This is a genomic window from Trueperella sp. HMSC08B05 (assembly GCF_001808405.1).
Classification (GTDB): Bacteria; Actinomycetota; Actinomycetes; order Actinomycetales; family Actinomycetaceae; genus Trueperella; species Trueperella bernardiae.
Map to the genome: position 1 here is coordinate 1 of NZ_KV793239.1, position 12851 is coordinate 12851.

12 protein-coding genes are annotated in these 12851 nt (G+C 64.2%); 5 read left to right on the forward strand and 7 right to left on the reverse strand.

The window, feature by feature from the left end; translation table 11 throughout:
- Positions 1 to 123 precede the first annotated feature (123 nt).
- The 4 genes from HMPREF3167_RS04175 to ychF form a co-directional block, all read right to left on the reverse strand.
- Positions 124 to 441, reverse strand: coding sequence for a transposase (locus HMPREF3167_RS04175; RefSeq protein ID WP_068539526.1), 318 nt, complete (start codon positions 439 to 441; stop codon positions 124 to 126).
- A gap of 57 nt (positions 442 to 498) precedes the next feature.
- Positions 499 to 1932 carry an HsdM family class I SAM-dependent methyltransferase gene (locus tag HMPREF3167_RS04180; RefSeq protein WP_083281072.1) on the reverse strand — a complete coding sequence of 478 codons (1434 nt, stop codon included), beginning with the start codon at positions 1930 to 1932 and terminating at the stop codon, positions 499 to 501.
- 349 nt (positions 1933 to 2281) lie between these two features.
- Positions 2282 to 3793 (reverse strand): recombinase family protein, encoded by a 1512-nt coding sequence (locus tag HMPREF3167_RS04185; protein ID WP_058237073.1) that lies wholly within the window; start codon positions 3791 to 3793, stop codon positions 2282 to 2284.
- A 20-nt stretch (positions 3794 to 3813) separates the two neighbouring features.
- Complete coding sequence (gene ychF, locus HMPREF3167_RS04190; protein WP_070445661.1) at positions 3814 to 4896, reverse strand: redox-regulated ATPase YchF; 1083 nt, start codon at positions 4894 to 4896, stop codon at positions 3814 to 3816.
- A gap of 161 nt (positions 4897 to 5057) precedes the next feature.
- Between ychF and HMPREF3167_RS04195 the strand changes: the two genes are divergently transcribed.
- Complete coding sequence (locus HMPREF3167_RS04195; RefSeq protein ID WP_070445662.1) at positions 5058 to 6269, forward strand: DNA recombination protein RmuC; 1212 nt, start codon at positions 5058 to 5060, stop codon at positions 6267 to 6269.
- A 23-nt stretch (positions 6270 to 6292) separates the two neighbouring features.
- Here HMPREF3167_RS04195 and HMPREF3167_RS04200 read toward each other — a convergent pair whose 3' ends face one another.
- Complete coding sequence (locus HMPREF3167_RS04200) at positions 6293 to 7354, reverse strand: 4-hydroxy-3-methylbut-2-enyl diphosphate reductase (protein WP_236698692.1); 1062 nt, start codon at positions 7352 to 7354, stop codon at positions 6293 to 6295.
- Positions 7355 to 7569: 215 nt separating this feature from the next.
- Here HMPREF3167_RS04200 and xseA point away from each other — a divergent pair, with 215 nt between their 5' ends.
- Genes xseA through HMPREF3167_RS04215 form a run of 3 tightly spaced genes read left to right on the forward strand, consistent with a single transcriptional unit; the run spans position 7570 to position 10033 of the window.
- Positions 7570 to 8811: an exodeoxyribonuclease VII large subunit gene (xseA, locus tag HMPREF3167_RS04205; protein ID WP_070445663.1), complete on the forward strand. Its 1242-nt coding sequence runs from the start codon at positions 7570 to 7572 to the stop codon at positions 8809 to 8811.
- 2 nt (positions 8812 to 8813) lie between these two features.
- Positions 8814 to 9080: an exodeoxyribonuclease VII small subunit gene (locus tag HMPREF3167_RS04210; RefSeq protein ID WP_070445755.1), complete on the forward strand. Its 267-nt coding sequence runs from the start codon at positions 8814 to 8816 to the stop codon at positions 9078 to 9080.
- Positions 9080 to 10033 carry a carbohydrate kinase family protein gene (locus tag HMPREF3167_RS04215; protein ID WP_068538768.1) on the forward strand — a complete coding sequence of 318 codons (954 nt, stop codon included), beginning with the start codon at positions 9080 to 9082 and terminating at the stop codon, positions 10031 to 10033. Before HMPREF3167_RS04210 ends, HMPREF3167_RS04215 begins: the two co-directional genes overlap by 1 nt.
- On the opposite strand, the gene HMPREF3167_RS04220 is transcribed toward HMPREF3167_RS04215, so the two are convergent.
- Positions 10034 to 10789, reverse strand: coding sequence for an isoprenyl transferase (locus tag HMPREF3167_RS04220; protein WP_070445664.1), 756 nt, complete (start codon positions 10787 to 10789; stop codon positions 10034 to 10036).
- A gap of 121 nt (positions 10790 to 10910) precedes the next feature.
- Here HMPREF3167_RS04220 and HMPREF3167_RS04225 point away from each other — a divergent pair, with 121 nt between their 5' ends.
- Positions 10911 to 11651: a PAQR family membrane homeostasis protein TrhA gene (locus tag HMPREF3167_RS04225; RefSeq protein WP_083200572.1), complete on the forward strand. Its 741-nt coding sequence runs from the start codon at positions 10911 to 10913 to the stop codon at positions 11649 to 11651.
- A 98-nt stretch (positions 11652 to 11749) separates the two neighbouring features.
- Here the strand turns inward: HMPREF3167_RS04225 and mca are convergent, their stop codons facing one another.
- Positions 11750 to 12619, reverse strand: coding sequence for a mycothiol conjugate amidase Mca (gene mca, locus HMPREF3167_RS04230; RefSeq protein ID WP_068538767.1), 870 nt, complete (start codon positions 12617 to 12619; stop codon positions 11750 to 11752).
- Between the last annotated feature and the right edge of the window lie 232 nt (positions 12620 to 12851).

Here is a 12851-nt window from a genome sequence, read left to right on the forward strand (position 1 = left end):
CCCGATCATCGTTTCCGGATAACCGTTGTTCCTGCTTATTGACCCATTTATAGTACCCGGACCGTGACACTTTTAACAAGCGTGCCATGCGGTTGATGCTGTAGTTCGCCTTCTCCTGTCGCATTAGTTCGAACTTTTCTGTTCGCGTTGCTTCGCGGCGAAGAAGGCTGTCGCTTTTGACAAGAACTCATTGTCTAGCCTGGCCTCTGCCAGCTCACGACGCAGACGAGCAACCTCAGCGCGAAGATCTGTCTCGCTTAATCCATCGCTGGAACCTCGGCGCTGTTTTTCATCTTTGACCCACTTGCCCAAAAGCCCCGGGGCGACACCGATCTCTCGGGCCACATGAGCAATCGGACGCTGCGACTCAATCACGAGATTCGCAGCTTCACGCCGGTACTCCGGCGTGTACTTCTTGCGTTGTTGACTCACAATGAACATCCTCTCCTACGGACACAACATCCGTACAAGTCGGGTGTCCACTAAACGAGGGTAACCTCAGCTGCGCTTGCGGATGCTAGGCGCAGTTGCGCACGAGATAGGGACAATGGCAATACCGATCGCCCCGGGAGTGAGACAATCAAGCATGTGTTCCACGAATCGCAGCTCGTGCAGGTCTTCCTTAGTTTTGGCGTAAGGCGGGTTAATCAAACCAACTGTCGCTTTGTGGGACTTGACGCCTTTGGTGATGGCGGTGTCAAAACAAGACCCTTGGTAGAGGTTGGCCTTCCCGTCACCGCGCAGGATCATGTTTGAAGCCGCTAGGGCGTACATGCTCGGGTTTTGTTCGACGCCGATCAGTTGGTTTTTCTTGATCGACTCAATCTCGTCTTGCGTGATCGCAGTACGGACCATCTGGTTCATTGCCGAGATTAGGAAGCCTCCAGTACCAGCGCAGGTGTCAAGCACGATGCTGTCCTTATCGACGTTGGCAAGCAGGCTAAACAGCTCAGTGATGTGCTTCGGCGTGAGTACAATCCCCAACCCTTTGCCGTCACCGCCTGTGTACTTCAGGAACTCACCGTAGAAAGCTCCCACAACGTCGAAGTCGTGATAAACGGTGATAAAGGGCAGCACCTTCTCCGCAAGCAGGGTCACGATTTCGTGTAACAAGCCCTGCGGATAGGCTTTGGTAGCTTTACCCAGCTCTGGGTGCACTTGGATGCCAGTAAACGGCTGGGTCATGTTCGTTATCTTGGCGAACGGGATTTGCGCAGACCCGATGACTTTCTGGATCGTTTGCATCCAGAAGTCGGGCAAGTCTTTCGCACCATATGCTTCGTAGGTCTTTGCAAAGACAGGGTCGTTGAGCGCGATTAGGCTACCCGCGACGGCGAGAGGCTTCTCTTTCTCTTCTAGCTCCGCTTCATCCCTCATGAAAGCGTGCATTTCCTGAGAGAACGAAATGAGGTCTTTTGTTCGCTTTGCCTGAACAGAAGGATCGAACGATGCGGCGGTAATGAGGTCATCAAGGCTGACAAGTTCGGTAATCGCTGCACCGCTCGGGGCCTTAAGCGGGCGTGCTTCCTTCTCTCCTTTGGTGGTGACAAAGAAGGACCATTCACTATGTGCAGGCGTGCCCGAGACTGCAATCGAGATCACGGTGTATTTGTGTGTCAGAAAACTTGCGTAGTGCAGAACACCGTCAACCGCGAAGTCTTTAGGGCGATCACGATTTTCCGACTCGTGCCAACGTGTCTCTGCCTTGCACTCGATAACCACGATCATGTCGGGGGTGTCGGGGGCAGTGATGATGAACTCCGGGAAACCACCACCGCCGCCGCCAGTTTTCGACGCCTTCGACAAAGACTTGCGAACCAGCTCAATGGCGGATTGCTGCTTCTCAACGATGATCTTCTCTGCATCCTCGTAATATCCGAGGTTGCGGAGCTTTTCATCGACTAAGTCTTCTGTAATCCGCTCGTTTGCCATGCGGGCACTCCCTATCCAAGTCTGGCCGATCCTCCACATCTCGCCCCTGAGATGTAACGATGTACACATGGCAGGATGCGAAGCCGCCCGGGATCGTTGCGTGAAACGCGGCGTGTAACAAAAACGCAAATTACCGCTACCGTACAACCCGGGTTCTTGCTTTCGGCGCTCGACATGCGGGGTGGAAACAGTCGTGTAATACTTTCCCCGAACGCCACGGTTGAGCAGTGTCACCCCCGATACACGAAGGCAGATCTCCCCCGAACTGCCGGCTCCGTGGCGTTCCTTCGTAGGAGCGTCGCGCGTCGCAGCACATGCGCGCGATTGTTGACGTGTCACACACTGCAACCTAGTTCCACACGATCTGGACTGATTCGGGGTTAAAGGTCTTGCTTCCGCGCACGCCACGGCGCAGGCGCACCTGGCACAGGGTGTTGATGACACGGCGCTGCACGGCAAGCTCTGCGTTGTCGAAGGCGTCCACGGGCGAGGCGTAGCCGGTTGTGTCGAGCAGCGCCGATGCGCCAGCAAGGCGGGCACGGCGCGTTTCGAGTTTCTCGATCTGCGGCTCATAACGGTTTCGCGCGCGCTTGAGGTCACGGGCCTCGATAAGCTCCTCGTCGTAGTCAGCCTGGACGCGGGCGAGCTTTGCGCGAAGCTCAGCGAGTTCGTCGTCGATGGCGTCGACCTCGTCGTCATCCGCAGTCGGCAACAGGTCTGCTAGGTCGTCACGACCAAGGCGGGCGCGGATCACGGCGAGCACAAAATCATCGACGCTATGCGTGCGCACTAAGCCACAGGCGGCGCAGCGGTAGCGGTCGGCATGCGTGCGCACGGGATTGCCACACTCGTCGCAGACATACAGACCCGAGCCAAGATGGCGGCGAGTATTACGCCGCTCCTTGTTGGTCAGCCGGTCGGGATCATCGAGCACGTTCTGCACGCGCCACCACAGATCGGGTGTGACGATCGGCTCCCACTGCCCTTTCACCGGCTCGCCGGTATCGGGGTCGCGGACGATATGCGTGACACGGCGGTATTTGTTCTTCACGCCTTTGCGCTTGGCCTTCTTATAAGTGGAGTAACCCGCATACACGGGGTTGCGCAGGATCGAGTGCAACGACGTGTAGGCCCACGGCTGCGCGTCGGGAACCGGCTTTTCTTCCTGGCCTTCAGCGCGGCGTCGAGCGTTGCGCTCTGTGACCACGGTGTACATATGGCGCGGCGTGGTCGGGATATCCGGCAAGCCCGGTTGATCGACCCCAGATAAGGCGCGCGCAATGTCGCGCATGGAGTTGCCCCTCTCGACAGCGCGGAACATACCGAGCACGGCGGCGGCTTCGGATGGAATGATCTCGCCGGTGGAGGTGTAGCCGATAGGGCGCACACCGCCGGAGTACCAGCGGCCCTGCTCGGCGCGTTGCTGTTGCGCACGAGACTGGCGCATGCTCTTTCGCTCGATCTCGCCGCGTGCCACGGCTGCTTTGATGCGCGCGTACATTCTGCCGCCGTCGGTGGCAAGGTCAGCATCACCGTTCGCAGTGACGAGTTTCAGCCCCTGCTCCTCTGCCCTGTCGATCCACTCTTCGAGCTGCCAGGGCTGTCGTGTGAGGCGGTCGAGGTCCCAGCAAATGATCGCGTCGATCTCGCCGCGCTCAAAGGACGCCACCATCGCGTCGTAGTCGGGGCGGTCCACGTCCTTCTTCGACGCGGAGATCGACTGATCGACGTAGGTATGCACGACGTCCCAGCCGCGTTGCTCGGCAAGGGCTTCGCAGTCCTGGCGCTGCCGGTCGATGGCGAGGCCGTCCATGGCAGCATCGAGCGAGATACGGAGGTAAATAGCAGCACGTGTTGTCATGCCGCTAACACTAGCGCGCCTCAGGTTACATTGAAACGAAACTCCACGACGTCGCCGTCGGCCATCACGTAGTCCTTGCCCTCCATGCGCACGCGCCCATGCGCCCTGGCCTCGGCCATGGAGCCGAACTCCACCAGCTCGTCGTAGGAGACCACCTGCGCCTTGATGAAGCCGCGCTCGAAGTCGGTGTGGATGACGCCGGCGGCCTGCGGTGCAGTCCAGCCCTTGTGGATGGTCCAGGCACGGGCTTCTTTCGGGCCGGCGGTGAGGTAGGTTTGCAGGCCAAGGGTGTCGAAGCCGACCCGGGCCAGCTTGTCCAGGCCGGACTCATCCTGGCCGGTGGATTCGAGCAACTCCCGGGCCTCGTCCGGTTCGAGCTCGATGAGCTCGGCTTCGAACTTGGCGTCGAGGAAGATCGCCTCGGCGGGCGCCACCAGCTGACGTAGCTCTTCCTGCATCGCGGCGTTGGCCAGCCCGTCGTCGTCGGTGTTGAAGACGTAGATGAAGGGCTTGGTGGTCATGAGCTGGAAGGACTTGAGGATGTCCTGGTCGAGGTGGATGCCTGCGGAGGACAGGGTTTTGCCGTCGTAGAGGATCTCGAGCGCGTCCTTGGCGGTTTGCACGTGCTCGGGGCCGATTTTCTTGCCGGTCAGTTCCTTCTGTAGGCGCGGGAGTTGCTTTTCGAGGGTCTGGATGTCGGCGAGGACGAGCTCGGTGGTGATCGTGTCGATATCGGACTTCGGGTCCACCTTGCCGTCCACGTGCGTGACGTCCGGGTCCGCGAACGCGCGCGTGACCTGGCAGATCGCGTCGGCCTCGCGGATGTTGGCGAGGAACTGGTTGCCAAGGCCCTCCCCCTCGGACGCACCGCGCACGATCCCCGCGATATCCACAAACGACACCGTAGCCGGCAGGACCTTCTGCGAGCCGAAGATCTCGGCCAGCTTCTCCAGGCGCGGGTCCGGCAGCGGCACCACGCCCACGTTCGGCTCAATCGTGGCGAACGGGTAGTTCGCGGCCAGCACGTTGGCGCGCGTCAGGGCGTTAAAGAGGGTCGACTTACCGACGTTGGGCAGTCCAGCAATACCAATTGTTAAGCTCACGGCCCCAGTCTAGTTGCCGCGCGTTTCTTTCCCAAAGTGGCAGGCTTTCTCCGACGACGACGGGCGGCCGGTCGCGGCACGAGCTCCCGTCGCGACGACGCCCGGCAGAAAGACGACGCCCGGCAGAAAAACTTGTCGGAGGGCGGCGATAGTGTGGAGGCATGATCTCGACACCTCTATTTGTTGTATTCGTGGCACTCGCCGCGGCGCTGGGCGCGGCGCTCGGGTGGCTGGCGGCATCCGCGCGGGCGGGCAATGCCACAGCGGAGTGCGCCGAAGAAGTGGCGGCGTTGCGGGCGCGGGTGGCGCAGGCCGACGCCCGCGCAGAGCGGCTCCTGGAGGAGAATGAGGGCCTCATCCAGCGCTCACGCGACGACGCCAATATCCTCCAAGCGCTCTCCCCCATCACTCAGCAACTCGACAGGGTGAGTGCGCACGTACGTAGCTTGGAGACGACGGCGGTCACCCAGCATTCGGAGATGGTTACGCACATGCGCCGCGAGGCGCAGATCGGCGCCGAGCTGTCCTCGGCCACGGCCTCCCTCAACGCGGCGTTGCGCTCCACCACGGCCCGCGGTCAGTGGGGCGAGGTCCAGTTACGGCGGATCGTGGAGGCTGCCGGGATGCTCGAGCACGTGGACGTGGACATCCAGGTTGCCTCCAAGCGCTTCGCGGGCGGGAAGGGCAAGGACTCCACGCTCAGGCCGGACGCGATCATCCACCTGCCTGGCGATGGGCACCTGGCCATCGATTCGAAGGCACCCATGGATTCCTACCTGCTCGCGATGGAGATCCCGGCCGACGATCCGGCCGCCGCCCCGGAACGGGCGGAGTTGCTGCAGAAGCACGCTAAAGCTCTGCGCGCCCACGTTGGTGAGCTCATCAAGCGCAACTACCCGGGTGACTTCCCGGAGTCCCCACAGGTCACCATCTTGTTCCTGCCCTCGGAGGCATTGCTCGCGGAGGCAACTCAGGCCGACCCCACCCTGCTCGAGTACGCCCTGGGCAGGGGCGTGGTACTCGCATCGCCCTCCTCACTGCTGGCGATCCTGCGCACGGTGGCGTCGGTGTGGACGTCGGCGGCGGCATCCGCCGAGGCGCGGGACATCGTGGAACTCGGGCGCACGTTGGTCGAACGTATCTCCGTGGTGGTGAGCCACCTTGAGCGGCTGGGCAAGAGCATTGGCCAGTCGGTCAACCACTACAACGCCGCCGTGAGTTCCATCGAATCGCGGCTTCTGGTCTCGGCGCGCTCGCTGTCCTCTCTCCAGCCGAGCGCGCCACACGCCCTGGACGGGCCGCCGCCCGTGCGAGATGCGAGCGCTCAGGTGGTGGAGTTCCGCTCCCCCGAGCTGTCGCACAGGGAGGGGTGATACCAGAGTGAGCGTGAGATGAACTAGGCGCCGGCGATGTTGCCAGTCCCCCGCGCGTTCGACACGCGGCCGCGTTCCCCGGCGCTGCGGGCCCGGTGCGGTCGGTCGGGCTCCACGCCCACGGCCTTGAGGTCGGCGCGCAGGTTCTTCGGCAGGGAGAACTGCACGTCCTCCTGCACGGTGGTAACGGGGATGACCTCGGTGTACCCGCGCGCCTTGAGCGCCTCGACCACGTCGCGCACCAGGATCTCCGGCACGGACGCACCCGAGGTGACGCCCACGGTCATCGCGCCCTCGAACCACTCGGGCTGGAGCTCGTCGGCCTTGTCCACCCGGTAAGAAGCGCCGGCCCCGGCCTCGAGCGCCACCTCCATGAGGCGCACCGAGTTCGAGGAGTTCGCCGAGCCCACGGTGATGACCACGTCAGATTCGGGCGCCATCTTCTTCACCGCCACCTGGCGGTTCTGCGTGGCGTAGCAAATGTTGTCACTCGGCGGGTCGATGAGGTTGGGGAAACGCTCGCGCAGGGCGCGCACGATCTCCATCGTCTCGTCCACCGATAGCGTGGTCTGCGAGATCCACGCCACCCGGTCCGGGTCGCGCACCTCCACCCCCGCCACGTCTTCGATCCCGTTGACGATCTGGATGTGGGAGGGCGCCTCGCCGTACGTGCCCTCCACTTCCTCATGCCCGGTGTGGCCGATGAGGAGGATGTCGTAGTCGTCGTCGGCAAAACGGACAGCCTGCTTGTGCACTTTGGTCACGAGCGGGCAGGTGGCGTCGATGGTCTGCAGCTGGCGGCTCTCGGCCTGCCTGTGCACCTCGGGCGAGACGCCGTGCGCAGAAAAGACAACGCGCGCGCCTTCTGGCACCTCGTCGGTCTCATCCACAAAGATCGCGCCGCGCGCCGTGAGCGTCTCCACCACGAACTTGTTGTGCACGATCTCCTTGCGCACGTACACCGGCGCCCCGTACAGCTCGAGCGCCTTCTCCACCGCGTCCACCGCCCGATCCACGCCGGCGCAATAGCCGCGCGGGCTCGCCACCAGGATCCGCTTGCCCTCCGGGCTCGGCTCGGACGGGATGTCCTGCGGGAAGGCCGACGCGCCGGCCAGGGTGACGGGAAGCTCCTTGATCTCATTCACGCCGCAATCCTATCGGCATTGCCGCCGTTCCGCCCGCCCGCGCGCACGACGACGCCGCCCACCTTCCCCACGACGCGCGGCCCCCGCCAGGCCGCCGCCCCTCACCGTGCGCCCAGTCCCGGCAATCGCGCTCGCCCAACCGGTAGGCTGTTCACGTGAGCATCAAAGTCCCGGACGACCTGCCCCAGCTGGCCCATCTCACCAGCCCCGAGCACCCATGGCCGTTGCGCCTGCTGTCAGCGAAGATTGGTGAGTACGTGGCGAAGATGTCGCGTCTATGGGTGGAGGGGGAAGTCATCCAGCTCAATCGCCGCGCGAACGCCCGGGTCCAGTTCTTTACGCTTGCCGACCTCGAAGAGAAGATGACGATCACGTGCAAGATCTGGTCGCACAATTTACCGCCCACGATCAGCGAGGGCTCGCGCGTCATCATTGCCGCCAAGCCTGACTTTTGGACGGGCAACGGTTCCCTGTCGTTGCAGGTGGACGAGATCCGCACGGTCGGCGTCGGCGACCTCCTGGCCCGCATCGAGCAGCTTAAAGTCAAGCTCGCGGCCGAAGGCCTATTCGACCCGGCGAAGAAGAAGCCCCTGCCCTTCCTTCCGCGCAAGATTGGCCTCATCTGCGGGCGTAACACGCAGGCGATGCACGACGTCGTCGAGAACGTCCAGCGCCGCTGGGCTGCGGCGCGCTTCGAGATCCGCGAGGTGCAAGTGCAGGGCGCGGGCGCCGTCGATGCGATGATCCCCGCGCTCCAGGAGTTGGACGCGATCAACGACGTCGACGTCATCGTCCTCGCCCGCGGAGGCGGCTCCGTGGAGGATCTGTTCCCGTTTTCCGACGAGCGGCTGGTCCGGGCAGCTTTCTCCGCCACCACTCCGATCGTCTCCGCAATCGGGCATGAGCCGGACTCTCCTGTGCTCGACTTCGTGGCTGACTTCCGCGCCTCCACTCCCACGGATGCGGCGAAGAATATCGTGCCCGATGTGGGTGAGGAGCGCCAGGGGCTGACGACCACCGTCCGCCGGGGCCGGATCGCGGTGGACCACCTGCTTGACTTGGCCTTGAGCGAACTGGCCACGCTCCGCGCCCGCCCCTCCCTCACCCACCCCGAGGCGATGGTGGACAACCGTGCCGAAGACCTTGCTAACCTGCGCGAATGGTCCCACGTCCACATCCGCCGGATCCTCGACTCTCACGTCACCGCGCTCGAGGCCGAGCTCGGCAGACTGCGGACCTTGTCCCCACTGTCGACGCTGAAGAGGGGCTACGCTGTCATTAGAACCGAGGATGGACTCGTGGGCAGCGTGGCCGGCGTCGCCGTAGGTGCCGCGGCTCGCGCAACGCTCCATGACGGCACCCTCGACATGACGATCGACCACGTCACGAAGGGATGATCATGGCAAAGGCCCCGCGCCCGCAGGAGCTCGATGAGAAGGTAGCCGAGCTCAGTTACGAAGATGCCCGTTCGCGGCTGGTCGAGATCGTCACGCGCCTCGAACAGGGCAACATCCCCCTCGAGGAGGCCCTCACGATGTGGGAGCTGGGTGAGGCGCTGGCCCGGCGTTGCGAGTCGTGGCTCGACGGCGCCCGCGAGCGCCTCCGCGCCGCCCAGACCGCCGCCGCTTCTTCCCCTGCCAGCTCCGTCCCGGAAGAGGAGGAGTGATGAGCTGCCTTGTGATCGGTGAGTCCCTCATCGACGTCGTCAAGCGCGGCCCGACTGAGACCACGCGCCACCCGGGCGGTTCCCCGATGAACGTGGCCGTGGGCCTGGCGCGCCTGGGACGCCGGGTCACGCTCCTCACCCGTTTTGGTGATGATTTTGATGGCGATACGATCCGCGACTACGTGGAAAGCGCCGGCGTCACGCTCATGCCGGGGGCGGTGGACACGGACGCGACGTCGATCGCGATGGCGTCCCTTGACGAGCACGGGCATGCCACCTACCGCTTTGACGTGCACTCGGCGTACGTGGACCCGCCGGCGGCCGGCGAAAAGCGCGCCGCCTTGCTCGCTCACCCGCCGCTCCACGTTCACATCGGCTCGATCGGCGCCCACCTGCGCCCGGGCTCGGACACGGTGCGCCGCTGGATCGAGCTATTGAGCTCGTATTCGACCGTCTCCTATGACCCGAACGTGCGCCTGTCGATCCTCGGCTCGTCGGCGTCGATCGTGGCGGACATGGAGGCGATGCTGCCCTACATTGACATCGTCAAGGCCTCCACCGACGACCTGGCGATGCTTTATGGTCCCGACGTCGACCCGGCGGCGTTCGTCAGCCACCTGTTCGAACGTGGGGTGAAGTTTGTGGCGATCACCGACGGGCCGAACGGCTCGCGCTTCTTCACCCCCACCACCTCGGTCCACATCCCGGCCCCGCAGGTAGAGGTGGTGGACACGGTGGGCGCCGGGGATGCCATGATGGCCGCGCTCATCGACTCCCTCGCCCGGATCTCCGTACTCGGCGAGGACCGTGCGCGTCTGACCTCGATCTCCTCCCAGATGCTGCAGTCCGTGGGCGAGTACGCCTCGCGCGCGGCCGGCATCACGGTGTCGCGTGCGGGGGCCAACCCGCCTACGCGGGCCGAGCTCAACGACGTCGTGGCAAACCTCCTATAGCTACTTGCCCATGCGCCGCTCGCGGGCGGCATAGTCGCGCAGAGCGCGCAGGAGGTCTGTGCGGCGGAATTCGGGCCAGTAGGCCTCGCAGAAGTAGAGCTCGGTGTGGACGGTTTGCCACAGCATGAAGCCACTCATGCGCTGTTCGCCGGAGGTGCGAATAATGAGGTCCGGGTCTGGCTGGCCCTTGGTGTACATGTGCTCGGTGATGGTGCTGATGTTGATCTCGTCGGCCACCTGCTCGAGCGTGGCGCCTTCCTTGGCACGTTCACGCAGGTAGGTGCGCACGGCGTCGGTGATCTCGTGACGCCCGCCATAGCCGACGGCGATGTTGACTGTCATCCCCGACGAGCCCGCGGTGCGTTCCTCGGTGGCGCGCAGGCGGGCAGCAAACTCCTCGGGCACCAGCTTCAGGTCGCCGATGATGCGGATCTTCCAGCGCCCGCCGAGGGTTTCCACGGTCTCGGCGATGATCGCCATGAGCGGGGCGAGCTCGTCGGGCGAGCGCTTGAGATTATCGGTGGACAGCATCCACAGGGTGACGATCTGGATTCCGGCCTCCGCGCACCAGTCCAGCACCTCGCTCACGTGGTCGGCGCCCTTGCGGTGCCCCGCCGACGCCGACGAGCCCAGCTGCTTGGCCCAGCGCCTGTTGCCATCCAGGATGATGCCCACGTGGCAGGGCCGGCGCTCCGGGTCGATTTCGCGCGCGAGGCGGCGCTCGTAGAGCGAGTAAAGAAAATCGGGGACGCGCATGGGCCAACCTTTCCTTCCACCGGTATACATTTCCCAGTTTAGCCGCACTCCCGCCGCGAGGGTCTGCCACTGCATTCCCTTCACCCTTTGTTCCGCCCGGTGCGAGGATTAGGGTAAAGATATGATCGATCAAGCAAATCCCGCGGGCAGCGACATCGGGCCCGCCACTCCGGTGCCCCCGGTCGAACAGGCGCCCTCCTCGCGCGCCGAGCGCAAGGCCTACTATTCGGCCCTGCCCAAGCCGAAGGTGCGCGGGTGGATTCACGCCATCACCGCTCCCCTGGCTCTTGCCAACGGCATCCTCCTCATCATCTTCGCCTCCGGCACGGCCGCAACCCTCGCGTGCGTGGTCTTCGCCCTGTCGGCCGTCCTCCTCTTCGGCAATTCGGGCCTGTACCACCTGGGAAACTGGGGCGAGAAGGTCCACGCCATCCTGCGGCGCATCGATCACGCCAACATCTTCCTCCTCATCGCCGGCACCTACACCCCGCTATCCGTGGTGCTGCTTCCCACCAAGACTGCCGCGCTCGTGCTCGGGATCGTGTGGAGCGGAGCGATCGTCGGCACGCTCATCCACGTGTTCAAGTTGCACGCTCCGCGCTGGTTCCTTGTGGCGCTCTACGTGGCCCTCGGCTGGGTGGCGATCTGGTTCCTGCCCAGCTTCTGGCGCACGGGCGGTGCGGCGATCGTGGTCCTCCTCATCGCCGGCGGCGTGGCCTACACGATCGGCGCCGTGATGTACGCGCTACGCTGGCCGAACCCGTGGCCCAAGTGGTTCGGCTTCCACGAGTTCTTCCACACGGGCACCGTGATCGGCTACGCCTGCCACTCGGTGGCCGTGTGGCTGGCGCTCTTCGTGTAGGGGCGCCGATTGAAACAAACTGGACGATTTTGGGGTCATCCGCTCATATACGAAGATCGCCCCAGAATCGTCCAGTTTTCTTAAATTCCGCCGGGCCGTTACTCGACCAGCTCCACGCCCGGCACCCGCTCGAACAGGTCGGTCTCGACGCCGGCCGCGTGCCCGACCGTCGTGAGCGCCAGCACGTACTCTTCCCACGGCCAGATCTTGGCCTCCAGCTCGCGGGGCATCGCGAAGAAGAAGCCGTCGGGGTCGATCTGGCTGGCGTGGGCCAGCAGGGCGGCGTCGCGCTGGGGGAAGAAGTCGGCCACGTCGACGCGGGCGGAGGGCTGGATCGCCACCGTGTCGCGCGCGAGCCACCCCTCGAACGGGCTGTCCTGACCCGCGGCGCGCAGGGCCGAATCGAAGGCCTCGATGCGCGGCCTGTTAAACATGACGTCGTAATACACCTTCGACACCTGCCACGGCTCGCCTGCCTCAGGGTAGGCCTGGGGATCGTGGGCGGCGGCAACCGCCATGATCGAGGCGACGTGCGTGCGGATATGGTCCGGGTGCGGGTAGCCGCCGTTCTCGTTGTAGGTCAGCAGCACCTGCGGTTTAAACTCGCGGATCTGCCGGACGAGCGCGCCAACGACGACGTCGAGCGGCGCCATCGCAAAGCACCCCGGGTCCAAGGCCGGGAGCGGATCACCTTCGGGCAGGCCGGAGTCGATGAAGCCCAGCCACACGTGCTCGATCCCGAGCGCCTCGGCAGCGCGGGCCATCTCCTCGCGACGCGCGGCCGGGAGGTTGGCCGCCAGGTCGGCGTCGTTGAAAAGGCGCGGGTTGAGGATGTCGCCGCGCTCGCCGCCAGTACACGTGACGACGCGGACCCTGCCATGCTTGGCGTACTTGGCCATCGTGCCGGCCCCCTTGGACGATTCGTCGTCCGGGTGGGCGTGGACTGCCATCAGTCTGCGTTCTGCCACAGTTCCTCCTCGTCAATAGTTACCACGGCAGAGTATAGAGCAACGTCAAGAGCAGGGCCGAGCGCAAACCACTTTCTCACACGCCCGCGCGCGGGGTTCTCCGCCCTGAGGAAACACGTCCGCGGCCCCTTGAAGCGGGCACGTTCTTGGTGTTATTCTCGCCAGATACATGCCCGAAATGGCGGGCATGTTTTTGTTGCCGTGGGGCGCGCAGGAGCGCTCGCACTATAAG